A 12,844-nucleotide genomic window follows, 5' to 3' on the forward strand; every position below is an offset into this window, starting at 1 on the left:
ATTGGTTGGCTGAAAAGTAGGGACTGCGTGTCGCGGGTCGTGAAGCGGGTAACTGGTATTCGACCCGCGATATGCGGGCCCTACCGGAGATTAAGACGCTGTCGAACCATCTTCTAGTTTTGCTGAGAGCCAAGCTTTGGCCATTCGCCAGTCTCCTTTCACGGTCGATACCGAAACATCGAGGGCAGCGGCGGTCTCTTCGACGGTCATCCCGGCGAAGTAGCGCATCTCGATGATCTTGGCGTGCCGCGGATTGAGTTCGGCCAACTCGGTGAGCAGTTCATCAAGCTCGACCAAATCGACGTTATTTTGGGGATCGCCAGCGACAAGCCCTTCTTCTAGCGTAATCCGCTGGGCCCCTTTGCCTCGCTTGGCAGCGTTCTTCGTGCGAGCATGATCAACCAGGATTCGCCGCATGATATTTGAGGCGACCGCGCAGAAATGGGCTTTCCCTTTCCATTCGACCCGGTTCTGATCGACCAGCTTCAGAAACGCTTCATGCACCAAGGCGGTTGCCTGTAGCGTGTGGTCGGCCCGTTCGTTCCGCATGTGCTGATTGGCAATCCCCTTCAACTCTTGATAAAGGATGGGCAACAGCTTATCGGCCGCATCCCGCTTGCCGTCGGAAAGAGATGCCAGCAAACTTTCGACGTCATCGCTCATGAAGTTCCGATTCCTGAAGGGGTAAGGCAGGGGGGGCGACTTGATTCTCCTTGCTTCCACGTCTAGCTTAACAGTCGACGAGGCGGGGGAGAATGCGCTGTGGCGTTTTGTTGGCAAACAGGAATTTGGAAGGATCTCGATGAACCTGGTAATCGTGCATCATCACCTTAATCGGGGCGGCGTGACCCAGGTGATCCTCAATCACCTGCGCGCCCTGCACGAGGCCGGAGCAACCGATATCTTCGATCGAATCGTGGTTCTTTATGGAGGCCGCGCGACCGGTTGGCCCGATCAAGCGGAACCGGCCCTCGAAGGCGTTCAACTCGTCTCGATTCCCAGTATCGACTACGACACCGTCACCGCCGTCGGCGAAGAAGCCCCCTATCGGGCAACGTCGGAAGTCCTCAAAAAGCTGGAACTCGCACCGGAAGAGACTCTGTTGCATGTCCACAACCACACGCTCGGAAAGAATGTGGCGTGGCCCAACGCTTTGGCTCGACTGGCCGAAGCAGGCTATCGCATGCTGCTTCAACTGCACGACTTCGCCGAAGACTTTCGCCCAGACAACTACCGCCGCCAGATCGAGTTCCACGCTGCAAGCGGAACCGGGATGGCTGAGGTCTTCTTTCAAGCCCCCCATGTCCACTATGCGGTGCTGAACTCGCGCGACCGGAGCATTCTCGAAAAGTCCGGCTTCCCTCACGAAAAACTGGCCTGGCTTCCCAACCCGGTGCAACCGTTTCCGATCTTGCCGCACCGAGCCGACGCCCGACACAAGCTGCAAGAGAAATTGAGCGTGAGCCCCAACCAAAAGTACGTTCTGTATCCGGTGCGGGGCATTCGGCGGAAGAACGTGGGGGAATTGGTCCTGTGGTCGGCGTTGGCTCCTCCTGGGACCACCTTCGGGATTACGCTAGTTCCCGAGAATCCGGTCGAGTTGAATCCCTATCAAGCGTGGCAGGCCCTCGCCGAAGAACTTCAGCTTCCTTGCAAGTTTGACGTGGGTGGCGACCAGGGACTCTCCTTCCACGAAAACCTGGCCGCAGCCGATGCGATCATCAATACGAGCGTAGCCGAGGGGTTCGGGCTCGTGTTTCTGGAAGCCTGGCTGACCAACAATTTACTGATCGGGCGCGACCTGCCAGAGATCTCGGCTGACTTCAAAGAAGCGGGGCTCCGCTTAGATAGCCTGGCTGCGAGTCTGTTTATCCCGAAACGCTGTCCGATTACATCTCGCGAAGTCTTCTCAGAACAAGCCTATCGTCAGCGGATGGCCCAGCTGTTCATGCAGGTGCAACAAGACTTCGGGCAAGAGGCCATGGAAGTCGAAGACTTAGCGAAACAACTGGACGAGCGATTGAGCGACGACTGGATCGACTTCGCGCTGCTTACCGTCGAAGCTCAACGGGAAGTCGTTCGTGCGGTCGCTGAGAACCAAGAACTTGCTGAAGCGATCGTGCAAGAAAACGAACACGTGATGCGTCCCCTAACACAAGAGGATGCGAATTTCGATTCGACCATCCAAATCAATTCGCAAATTGTTTTAACGCGGTTCGGACTCAAAGGTACCGGCGAGCGACTTCGTCAGCGGTACGAGCAACTAGCCAGGCAGCAGCCGGGGCCGGTGTCGTCGTTCAGCGGAGCGGATCGGATTCTAAGGCAATTTGTTGAACTGTCCCGCTTTCATCCTGTCCGCCTGGAAGACGCATGAACCGATTCTCGGAAATCTTAAACCGTAACTGTCAGCCGCTCGCACCGATTCCCACCGAGCAGCCGGCGCAGTTAAAGGAACTGCCGGAGATCCGTGCGGTTTTGTTCGATGTGTACGGAACGCTGCTGGTTAGCGGTAGCGGCGATGTGGGCACGGCGATGGAGATGACCAAAGGGGATGCCCTGGAAGCCGCTTGGGAAGCGAGTGGTGTGCAGTGCAAAGTGCCCGCCGAGGAGATGATCGCCCGGTTTTATGAAGTGATCCAAGATGATCACAAAATTGCCACTAAAAGAGGCACTTCTTATCCAGAGGTGGTGATTGAAGAAATTTGGGAAAAAGTTTTTGACGCTCCGATGCGTCTTGGTCAGGTCGAACTTCCGTGCGATTTCGACATGAAATTGTTTGCGTGGGAGTTCGAGACGCGGGTGAACCCGGTGTGGCCGATGCCGGGTTTTCAAGAGGTTCTGCAGTGGTTACACGAGCAGGAGTACACGTTGGGAATTATCAGCAATGCCCAGTACTTCACTCCTAAAATCGTCGAAACGTTCCTGGATTCGCCCCTTGAGGAAAAGGGATTTCGGCCGGAGAACTGTTTTTTCTCGTACGAGCATCGTGTTGCCAAGCCAGGGACGGACCTTTATCAGGCCGCCGCCCAAAGTTTATCCGACCAGGGAATCGAGGCGTGTCATATTTTGTATGTTGGCAATGACATGCTGAATGATATTCAGCCAGCATCGCAAATTGGCATGAAAACTGCACTATTTGCGGGCGATCGTCGTAGTTTACGACTACGGAAGGACGATGCTCGAATGTTGCCAATACAACCTGACGTTACCCTCTTAAGACTTTCTGACATTTTGGCTTGCCTTCCGAGATAATCCAGCATGAACGTACCTGATACCGTAGGGCACAACATTGGCTTCGTAGGAACACGCTTTGCCGGGACCGATGGCGTTTCGCTTGAAGCGGACAAATGGGCCAAGGTTCTTTGGGAGCATAAGCATGTCAGCTATTGGTATGGCGGGAAGATGGATACCGATCCCGACATCACCAGCCTGGTTCCGCATGCCTATTTTGGTCACCCGGATATACAATGGATTAATCGCCGTATCTTCGGTACCACAACCCGTGACCCCGAAGTTACCCGGCGGATATTCGCGCTTGCCGAGTATCTTAAACACACGTTGTACGAATTCACTCGGCGTTTCAATATCGAGGTGATGATCGTGCAAAACGCGCTCTGTATCCCGATGAACGTTCCTCTGGGCGTGGCCATCACCATGTTCATTGCCGAAACGGGTTTCCCGACGATCGCCCACCATCACGACTTTTATTGGGAACGCGATCGCTTCTCGGTCAACGGAATTAATGACCTGCTTAGCATGGCGTTTCCGCCGACACTGCCGTCGATTCAGCATGTCACGATCAACTTGCCAGGCCAGGCAGACCTTTCCCACCGCAAAGGGCAATCGTCGATCCTGGTTCCCAACGTTCTGAATTTCGAAGACCCGCCGATCAACGACGATTACCCGCACTCGTTTAAAGAAGACATCGGTCTTTCGCACGAAGACTTTGTCATTCTGCAGCCAACACGAGTCGTGCCCCGAAAAGGGATCGAGCATGCGATCTCGCTCGTCAATTCGCTCAACAACCCCAAGTACAAACTCGTCGTGACGCACGAGTCTGGCGACGAAGGGGACGAGTACATGCACGCCTTGCAAGAGATGGCCGAACGACAAAACGTCGACATTCGCTTTGTTGCCGATCGTGTCGGGGAAGAGCGTGGCAACGATCGCGAAGGTCGCAAGATATATACCCTCGGCGATTGCTACGCCGCCGCCGACTTCATTAGTTACCCGAGTCTGTACGAAGGCTTCGGCAACGCCTTGATCGAAGCATTTTACTTCAAAAAGCCCATTCTGGTGAATCGTTACTCTATCTTTGTTACCGACATTGAACCCAAGGGCTTTAAGGTCGTCACGATGGATGGCTATCTCACCAAAGATGTGGTGACCCAGGTTCGTAACCTGATGGAAGATGGTGCGTATCGCCAGGAAGTGGTCGAGCACAACTTTGAACTTGGTAAACGATTTTTCAGTTACTCCGTACTCGAACGTAAACTTCGGGCCTTGGTGACCAATTTCACCGGTATGGATGATTTATAAGCCGTGTCGCGCTCGAAGCCCGAAGCGCGGCCGTCTCGGATAGGGAGGTTCCATGATCGGCACGTCAGAACAACACAATACACTTAGTCAGCAGCTGAATCGCATGTACGGCGAAACGGTCGCCGCCGAAGTTCTGCCGCGTCTGCTTGATTTGCTCGAATCTTATTCTGCCAAGATTCCTGAACCCAAACGAACCGGCTGGAACGAAACGGACGTCGTCCTGATCACCTATGCCGATCAGGTCTACGGCCCTGACAAAAGCCCCTTGGCCATCCTCAAGGACTTCCTTGTCCACCACGGCTATCAAGACCTGCTCAATACAGTTCACCTGCTTCCCTTTTTTCCCTACACCTCCGACGACGGTTTCTCGGTGGTCGACTACAAACAGGTCGACCCCAATTCCGGGACGTGGTACGACCTGCACGCGCTGGCCGAGCACTTCGACCTGGCCTTTGACATGGTCGCCAATCACTGCTCGCAAAAGAGCGAGTGGTTCCAGAAGTACCTGCAAGGGGAGAAGCCATACGACGAGTACTTCATTGACGTCGACCCCAGTGTGGACCTCAGTCAGGTTGTGCGTCCACGGGCCCTGCCGCTGCTTTCTCCCTACGAAACGGCCGCCGGCGAAAAGCATGTCTGGACGACCTTCAGCGCCGATCAGGTCGATTTAAACTACGGCAGTCCAGAAGTCTTGCTGGCGATGACCGACGTGCTGCTGTATTACGTTCAAAACGGGTCCCGAATTATCCGCTTGGATGCGATTGCGTTTCTGTGGAAGACGATCGGCACCAATTGCCTGCACCTGGACGAAACCCACGAGGCAGTCAAACTGTGGCGCACCGTCACAGAAATTGTCGCTCCGCACGTGCTGCTGCTGACCGAAACCAATGTGCCGCATGCCGAGAATATCAGTTACTTCGGTTTGGCCGACGAAGCGCACATGGTCTATCAGTTCAGCCTTCCGCCGCTGCTGTTCGATGCGTATTTGAACGAAGATGCGACGACGCTTTCAAAATGGATGGAAACCCTATACGACATCCCTGCCGGCACCACCTACTTCAACTTCACCGCTTCGCACGACGGTATTGGCGTCCGCCCGCTGGAAGGGCTTGTGCCGGAGCAGCGTCTCGACAAACTGGTCCAGGCCACGCGTGAGCGCGGCGGACTGGTAGGCATGCGAACAATGGCCGACGGCTCGCAAAAGCCGTACGAATTGAACATCACCTATGTCGATGCAATGGGCGAACCTGAAGGCTTCGGCCCTGAACATCATGCCCTGCGGTTCCTGGCATCTCAGGCAATCATGCTGGCCATGAAGGGAGTCCCTGGCATCTATTTCCACAGCTTGGTCGGCACCCAGAATCACATTAGCGGCGTCGAGGAAAGTGGGATTCCACGTCGGATCAATCGTCGTAAATTCGAGCGACTTGAATTAGAGAATCAGATCACCGAGCACGAAACGCTGCAGAATCGCATCTTCCATGGTTATCAAAACCTGATTGCCAAGCGGATCGAACAGTCGGCTTTTCATCCGGATGGTCCGAGCGAAGTCTACCATACCGGTAACCCGGCTATATTCGGCTTTAAACGCACTTCACCAGACCGCGATCAAACGATTCTTGTTCTGGCAAACTTAACCGATAAGCTGCAAGGCCTTCCTCTGAGCGACCCCAAACTACATCCGCTCACGTTCGACTTGATCAGCGATCAATACGTGGTTGAGTCGCAGGGCATTACGCTCGATCCTTATCAAATCGTCTGGCTCACCGAACCTGACGGCTAGTGAGCTTGCTTCGAGTTTACAGCACGCCCCTCTCCCCATCTAACGTTCCCGGCCAGGAGACATAAACTTGTCCGACTTCATACAACACGGCCCCATTTCGACCCTGCACGATTTCGGAACACTTGGTTCCGAGCAGCTCGAACGCACGCTCGAAGACGCTACCAGCGAATACCCGATGGGGCTCATCCTGCCGGTCACAGCCAGCGACATGCGGGCCCCGGCGTTCGCGACCATCATGAATGAACTGGAAGGGACGAAGTTCCTCAAGACAATTGTCGTGGTGCTCAATCGAGCCCCAGATGTTGAAGATTACCGAGAGTGTCGAAAACTGACAGCCCAGCTAGGCAACACTTGCCGCGTGCTTTGGAACGACGGTCCCCGAGGTCAGGCTGCATTTCAGCAGCTAACCGACGCTGGCTTCAACGTTTCTGTCCCCGGAAAAGGCCGAGCCGTTTGGACCGCGTTCGGCTACCTACTGGCCGATCCTGAAATCAAAGCGATGGCACTACACGACTGTGACATCGTGAACTACCACCGCGATATGCTGATGCGGTTGTGCTTGCCGATGGCGCATCGCGGTTTCGACTTCGACTTTTGCAAAGCCTATTATGCCCGCGTCACCGACCGCATGCATGGGCGTGTGGTTCGTCTGTTGGTCACACCCCTTTTGCGAAGTCTGATTCGCGTGCTGGGCAACGATGACTTTCTGATCTTCTTGAACAGCTTCCGTTACCCGCTCTCCGGCGAGTTCGCCGTGACCTCAACGCTTGTTCGCGCGAATCGCATTCCCAGCGATTGGGGTTTAGAAGTGGGAACGCTGGCCGAAGTCTTCCGCAACACGGCCCCCAAGCGGATTTGTCAGATTGACCTGGGTCATCCTTACGAGCACAAGCATCAGCCGATCTCGCTGGAAGATGCTAATCGCGGTTTGATGAAGATGACCGCCGACATTTTGCACAGCATCTACCGTACGCTCTCGAGCCGAGGCATTGTCTTTAATATGGGCATCTTCAACACGCTCGAATCGGCCTACCTGCGTGATGCCCAGGATGCAATTCGCCAGTACCATGCCGACGCGGTGATCAATGGTCTAGAGTTCGATCGCCACAGCGAAGAACACACCGTCGAAGGCTTTGCCCGCATGATCACGCAGTGCGGCCAAGAGTTTTTCGAGAACCCGGTCATGGCTCACGAGATGCCAACCTGGACTCGCGTACGAAGCGCCATCGCAGACTTCCCCAACACGCTGCGGCGTTCGGTGGAAGGGGATTCGGCAGAGTACACCTAATCCGGGCCAATCAGCTCGCAAGAAGCAAAAGCGGCCGCGATTTTATCGCGACCGCTTTCGTTTTAAGTTTGCGAACAAAGACTAGTCGTCCAGACGACGAACCTGGATGTCCTTGAACCAGACTCGGCTACCTGGGTCGTGAGCTTGCAGGGCGAAGGTTCCCTTGTCCAGCACACGCGTGAAGTCCTTACCTGCCTCGGCGTCTTCTGGTTCGGTATAGTCGGCAGCGATCTTACCGTTGATCTTGGTCACGATGTGCTTGCCGTCGACCTTGATGTGGTAGTCGAACCACTCACCATCCTTCGCCGGCGAGTCGTCGATGACGTCTTTGACCGAGTAGATACCACCGGTCTTCTTCCGGTCGTGATGGGTGTTGTTCACCTGGGCTTCAAAGCCGTACTTAGGCCAACCCTTGTCTTGAAACTTGGTGTGGAAATAGATCCCACCGTTGCTGTTTTCGTTGGTTTTGACTTTCGCTTTGAATTCAAAGTTCTTGAACGGCTTGTCGTCGCCAACATAGAACAGGTGGCTGCGTTCTCCGACTGCGACGAATGCGCCGTCTTCGATCTTCCACGATTCAGGGTTTTCGCTGATCTTCCAACCATCGAAGGACTTGCCGTCCATCAGCGACTTCCACTCGCCATCGGCGGCGGTCGCGACAGCGGACAACATCAAACAAACCAGGGCACCTGTGGCCAAACGCTTCAACATGAGCTTTCCTTTACGAAGAACGAATGTCTTCTCTTGTGGGGATGGAGTTGTGTTTGTGGGGGGGGACCGACAGATCGAAAGAATCGTCCTACGTCGGCGAGACATGAAAATTATGCCATTGATTTTGGTTGAAACGCTCGACGATGACAAGATTCCGCTCGATTCAGGCGAAGTTTTTATGGATTCATGACGAATTTTCGCTATTTTCTGAGATCTGTAGCGAAGCGCCATTTGCATAAAGTCTCCCCTGTTTTTGCATTTCGACCCAAGTGAGAGAGCATCAATCCAATGAGCACCGCATCCCCCTTGCCGATGAATTGGGAACTGCCTCAGATCTTTCACGAGCGACTGGGGGATGGACCTGGTCGTCAACGTGTCATGCAAGCCGAGGGGCACCTACTGATTGTGACCCACCGCCCACCGCGGCATAACGAGCGAGTTCGGGCGGGTCGCTTCTTCTGGCGCAACCCGGCTGGGGCCCTGCAAAGTAGCGACTTGGGCCAAGGGCCTTCGTCGATGATCAAGCATCTGGAAGAGTACCACGCTGCGATTGCTAAGCTTGAAAAAGCCGAGGCCGATGCCCAGTCGAGCGAAGAGTACTTTCGCGTTATTAGCGAGTTAGGTCCCTTACTACGGGCAACACGAAACCTGCAAAGCACGCTTCAAACAGCGCGTGAACTCTCCGGCAACGATCGGACCATGATCAACTTTCGCGACCGCAGCTACGAGTTAGAGCGTTCAGCCGAATTGCTGTACAACGAGTCTAAGAACGAACTCGACTTCCTGATCGCGCAGCGCACCGAACAGCAAGCGGCCAGCAGTCATCGGATGGCGGTCTCGGCGCATCGCCTGAACATCCTCGCGGCGATGTTCTTTCCCATGGTCACGCTGGCCACGATCTTTGGTTCGTCGTTGAAGCATGGCTGGGAGACGGCCGGGGCACCGCTTCCATTTATTGGCATGTTGATTGTTGGCTTAGCTTTGGGATTCATGCTGAACTGGTTTATCAATGTGCCGGTCGAACCCAAACAAAGAAAACGACACGGAGCCGATGCTAAGATCCCCCGCACGCCATAAGCAATCGAGGGTCCTCCAATTTACATAAGCTGGACTTTGCCACAGAGGACAAGCACTAAGGATCGGCGACTTCTGCCGCTTGATCTTTGGGCGGTTGGCTATGGTCGTGCAGGCCGCCTGGTTCGGCCAGACCAATCAGGTAGGCGACACCAACCCCCAGCAGCATGACCAGCGAGAGCTTGACCTTATCGTGCGAGTGAAACTGCACTTCCGGCAAGATGTCGGCCAGAGAAATACACAGGAAGACCCCCGCCGAGAAACAGAGGGCCATACCGACCATAAATTGTTTGTTCGCATCGAACCCGTTGTAGCCGACATAAAACAACAGGACGCCCAAAGGGCACATCAACGCGTAACCGAGATTGACGATACTGATGGTACTAACTGGCCACTTGCTTTGCCGCATGATGAAGGTAATCGACAACGCATCGAGGGGTTTGTGTAAGAAGATCCCCAGAAAGACGCCCAGCCCTAGCAGTCCCAGGAAGCCTGACTCGTGATGGGCTGCCGCCGAGACACCGGCAGCCAGGGCAATTCCATCTAGCAGCGTGTGCAAAGACAAACCCAAGAAGACGCCTAGCCAGCGCATCCTCGAGTCAGGGGCCTCATGCGAGTGATTGTGCTGCGGGGCGTGTCCTGGATGATCGTGCTCATGATCGCAATGCAAGTGCCCGCCATGCTCGTGATCGCTGGCCGCCGTGCCTGGGTATTCGTTTTCGATAGGAGCGTGTTCATGAAAATGAAACAAACGCATCAAAAAGAACGTGGTGATTAAGCCCACCAGCAAACTGCCCATCGCCCAATCCAACGAATTGCACTCGGCAATCCCATGCGGGAGCATATGCAGAATCCCCACTCCCAACATCAGCCCCCCCACGGCGCTCATCATCATCTGCATGCGGGTATGCGTCAGACGAATGACCACTGGCAGCCACCCTCCCAACAGGGAAGCAGCGATGATCAACAAACAGTAGATCGCCAGCAGAAGCATGGATCTTAATTCCACAACCAAAAGGGCAATCCCCTAGGCGATTACACGCGTTCGGGGGAAACATCTCAGCTTAGACGCCAAGTGGTTAGATGCCAAGTGGTTACAAGGGCTTTGCCCCATCGCTTCGCAACGCTACCATTCAGATAACATCCGTTTTCCTAAACCCCTATCACCGAAGTAGATCCGGATGACGCACTACCCCCAGGACGACTCTCTCAGCAAATTCTCGACGGTTAGCCTACAGGTCGCTGAACTCGATTGTGCGGAAGAAGTGCGGGTCCTTAAGGATGGGCTGGCCAAAAAGCCGGGGATCGAGAAGCTCGACTTCGACGTGATGCGGGGGCGAATGGATGTCCATTACGACGACCAACAGTGGAACGTCCATCGCTTGCTGGAGGCCGTTAGCTCTCTAGGCATGACCGCTCACGAGGTCATCGAGACGCCTCAATCCGAATCCGCTGCAGAGCCGGTCCGGCACAACAACGATCGAGAACGGGCCCTGATTCGCAGTGGTGCATTTCTGCTGGTGGCCGTCGTTATCCAAGTGTGGGAATCAGGCGGAATCGGGGCACTTTTCGGCCATGGCGAAGGTGCGCATACCATTTCGGTGTTGGCGATCCTGCTGTATCTCATTTCCATTTCGTTCGGCATCCGCTGGATCTTCCCTAAGGCGGTCAAAGCGGTCCTGCGGTTTTCTGCCGATATGAACCTCTTGATGACCGTTGCCGTGACCGGTGCGATCATTCTGGGCGAATTCTTCGAAGCGGCCATGGTCACGCTCTTGTTCACGCTGTCCGAGGTCCTCGAACAGCGAAGCGTGACCAAAGCTCGCCGTTCGATTCAATCGCTGATGTCGCTCGCCCCGGATTTGGCACGCGTTAAGACCGAGACCGGCATTGAAGAAGTCGCGACTGATGAGATTGAGAACGGCCAGATTTGCCTCGTCCGTCCTGGCGAACGCATTCCCCTGGACGGAACGGTCGTCCAGGGCCTCTCGGCAATCGACCAGGCGCCGATCACCGGAGAGTCGGTCCCCGTCGAGAAAGAGCCAGGCGACACGGTTTATGCCGGCACCATCAACGGCAGCGGAAGCATCGAGTTCCGCGTGGCAGGCACCTCGGGTTCTACCCTGTTAAACCGGATCGTGCGGCTCATCGATCAGGCCTATCAACGTCGCGCACCGAGCGAACAATGGGTCGATCAGTTTGCCCGATATTATACGCCTACGATGATGCTCTTAGCGGTCGCCGTGATGGTCATTCCCCCGACGATCGTCGGCTGGTCGGCAGAATCCGCAACCGATTGGTTTTACAACGGGCTAGTACTTCTAGTCATTGCTTGCCCATGTGCATTGGTGATCTCGACACCGGTCAGCATTGTTTCTGGCCTCACCGCGGCCGCACGCCATGGTGTGCTGGTCAAAGGAGGTCTCTCGCTCGAGACCGTGGCGAAGGTCAAAGCGGTCGTACTCGATAAGACCGGCACTCTTACCACCGGCATGCCTACCGTGACGACCGTGCAGTGCTTTGGGGACCAAACCAACGACCAGGCCTTGGCCATGGCAGCCGGATTGCAAAACCACAGCACGCACCCCATCGCCAAAGCGATTGTTCACTATGCCAATCAAGATGAAGTTGCTCCGGCCGAATTCGCCCATGTAGAAGAAATCCCCGGGCGTGGCATTTCCGGACAGATCGACGGCCAGCGGATCTGGCTGGGAAGCACTCGCCTGGCCGCCGAACAAGGCGCGGATATCTCCGAACTGGAAGGCATCGCCGCGAAAACGGGTGCTAACGTGGTCGCCTTGGGGCAAGACAACCAACTTCTGGCCGCTTTTCAGCTGCAAGATGAACTGCGAGACACGGCGGGTCGGGCTGTCGAGTCGCTGCACCGCTTGGGCGTCGCGCAAGTCGAGCTGATTTCCGGAGATCGCACCAGCGTGGTCAAAGATGTCGCGGAGAAAGTGGGGGTCGATGCCTGGAAGGCGGAGCAATTGCCTGAGGACAAGATCGAAGCGGTCCTGCGTCTGCGCAACGAGCACCAACTGGTTGCCATGGTTGGAGATGGGATCAACGACGGTCCGGCCTTGGCAGCGGCCGACGTCGGGATTGCCATGGGTGCGATGGGCAGTGATACGGCTATTGAAACGGCCGACATCGCGCTCATGTCGGACGAGATCGAAAAGCTACCGTGGTTGATCGCGCATGGGCGTAGAACGCTGAGTTTGATCCGGCAAAATATCTTCGCAGCCCTGGCGATCAAGGTGATCTTCATCATTCTGACGATGATCGGCTATCCCAATCTATGGCTGGCCATTCTTGCCGATACGGGCGTTTCGTTGGCGGTGATTGCCAATAGCCTGCGATTACTGCGGACTAAAACGTCGTAAACCCTCGCAACTGGGCAGCACCTTTTGCGAGGCCCTTTCGAACGTTACATTGGCGGTTTCAACGCA

10 protein-coding genes are annotated in these 12,844 nt (G+C 55.3%); 7 read left to right on the plus strand and 3 right to left on the minus strand.

Annotated elements, in window-relative coordinates:
* Window positions 1–90 precede the first annotated feature (90 nt).
* The gene (locus tag HOV93_RS21365) at window positions 91–663 is read right to left on the minus strand and encodes a sigma-70 family RNA polymerase sigma factor (RefSeq protein WP_207398578.1); all 573 of its coding nucleotides are present in this window, start codon (window positions 661–663) and stop codon (window positions 91–93) included.
* Window positions 664–802: 139 nt separating this feature from the next.
* Between HOV93_RS21365 and HOV93_RS21370 the strand changes: the two genes are divergently transcribed.
* The 5 genes from HOV93_RS21370 to HOV93_RS21390 all read left to right on the plus strand — a co-directional run bounded on the left by HOV93_RS21370 (window position 803) and on the right by HOV93_RS21390 (window position 7,610).
* A complete protein-coding gene (locus HOV93_RS21370; protein ID WP_207398579.1) occupies window positions 803–2,374 on the plus strand; it encodes a hypothetical protein in 1,572 nt (523 codons plus the stop codon).
* Window positions 2,371–3,252, plus strand: a complete 882-nt coding sequence (locus HOV93_RS21375; RefSeq protein ID WP_207398580.1) for an HAD family hydrolase — start codon at window positions 2,371–2,373, stop codon at window positions 3,250–3,252. The genes HOV93_RS21370 and HOV93_RS21375 overlap by 4 nt, the downstream gene beginning before the upstream one ends.
* Window positions 3,253–3,258: 6 nt before the next feature.
* A complete protein-coding gene (locus HOV93_RS21380; protein ID WP_207398581.1) occupies window positions 3,259–4,539 on the plus strand; it encodes a glycosyltransferase family 4 protein in 1,281 nt (426 codons plus the stop codon).
* A gap of 52 nt (window positions 4,540–4,591) precedes the next feature.
* Window positions 4,592–6,322, plus strand: a complete 1,731-nt coding sequence (locus HOV93_RS21385; RefSeq protein WP_207398582.1) for an alpha-amylase family glycosyl hydrolase — start codon at window positions 4,592–4,594, stop codon at window positions 6,320–6,322.
* Between the two features lie 67 nt (window positions 6,323–6,389).
* Complete coding sequence (locus HOV93_RS21390; protein WP_207398583.1) at window positions 6,390–7,610, plus strand: glycosyl transferase; 1,221 nt, start codon at window positions 6,390–6,392, stop codon at window positions 7,608–7,610.
* Between the two features lie 81 nt (window positions 7,611–7,691).
* Here HOV93_RS21390 and HOV93_RS21395 read toward each other — a convergent pair whose 3' ends face one another.
* Window positions 7,692–8,321 (minus strand): 3-keto-disaccharide hydrolase, encoded by a 630-nt coding sequence (locus HOV93_RS21395; protein ID WP_207398584.1) that lies wholly within the window; start codon window positions 8,319–8,321, stop codon window positions 7,692–7,694.
* A 288-nt stretch (window positions 8,322–8,609) separates the two neighbouring features.
* Here HOV93_RS21395 and HOV93_RS21400 point away from each other — a divergent pair, with 288 nt between their 5' ends.
* Window positions 8,610–9,398 (plus strand): hypothetical protein, encoded by a 789-nt coding sequence (locus HOV93_RS21400; RefSeq protein WP_207398585.1) that lies wholly within the window; start codon window positions 8,610–8,612, stop codon window positions 9,396–9,398.
* Between the two features lie 55 nt (window positions 9,399–9,453).
* Here HOV93_RS21400 and HOV93_RS21405 read toward each other — a convergent pair whose 3' ends face one another.
* On the minus strand, window positions 9,454–10,389 hold the full coding sequence (locus tag HOV93_RS21405; protein ID WP_207398586.1) for a ZIP family metal transporter: 936 nt from the start codon (window positions 10,387–10,389) through the stop codon (window positions 9,454–9,456).
* A 187-nt stretch (window positions 10,390–10,576) separates the two neighbouring features.
* On the opposite strand from HOV93_RS21405, the gene HOV93_RS21410 reads away from it, so the two are divergent.
* Window positions 10,577–12,778, plus strand: coding sequence for a heavy metal translocating P-type ATPase (locus HOV93_RS21410; RefSeq protein ID WP_207398587.1), 2,202 nt, complete (start codon window positions 10,577–10,579; stop codon window positions 12,776–12,778).
* Window positions 12,779–12,844: the final 66 nt, after the last annotated feature.

The organism is Bremerella alba (assembly GCF_013618625.1).
GTDB lineage: Bacteria > Planctomycetota > Planctomycetia > Pirellulales > Pirellulaceae > Bremerella > Bremerella alba.

Coding starts and splice junctions, on each gene's coding strand:
- HOV93_RS21410 (WP_207398587.1), top strand. CDS start 10,577: ATGACGCACTACCCCCAGGACGACTCTCTCAGCAAATTCTCGACGGTT.
- HOV93_RS21370 (WP_207398579.1), top strand. CDS start 803: ATGAACCTGGTAATCGTGCATCATCACCTTAATCGGGGCGGCGTGACC.
- HOV93_RS21375 (WP_207398580.1), top strand. CDS start 2,371: ATGAACCGATTCTCGGAAATCTTAAACCGTAACTGTCAGCCGCTCGCA.
- HOV93_RS21380 (WP_207398581.1), top strand. CDS start 3,259: ATGAACGTACCTGATACCGTAGGGCACAACATTGGCTTCGTAGGAACA.
- HOV93_RS21405 (WP_207398586.1), bottom strand. CDS start 10,389: ATGCTTCTGCTGGCGATCTACTGTTTGTTGATCATCGCTGCTTCCCTG.
- HOV93_RS21385 (WP_207398582.1), top strand. CDS start 4,592: ATGATCGGCACGTCAGAACAACACAATACACTTAGTCAGCAGCTGAAT.
- HOV93_RS21395 (WP_207398584.1), bottom strand. CDS start 8,321: ATGTTGAAGCGTTTGGCCACAGGTGCCCTGGTTTGTTTGATGTTGTCC.
- HOV93_RS21400 (WP_207398585.1), top strand. CDS start 8,610: ATGAGCACCGCATCCCCCTTGCCGATGAATTGGGAACTGCCTCAGATC.
- HOV93_RS21365 (WP_207398578.1), bottom strand. CDS start 663: ATGAGCGATGACGTCGAAAGTTTGCTGGCATCTCTTTCCGACGGCAAG.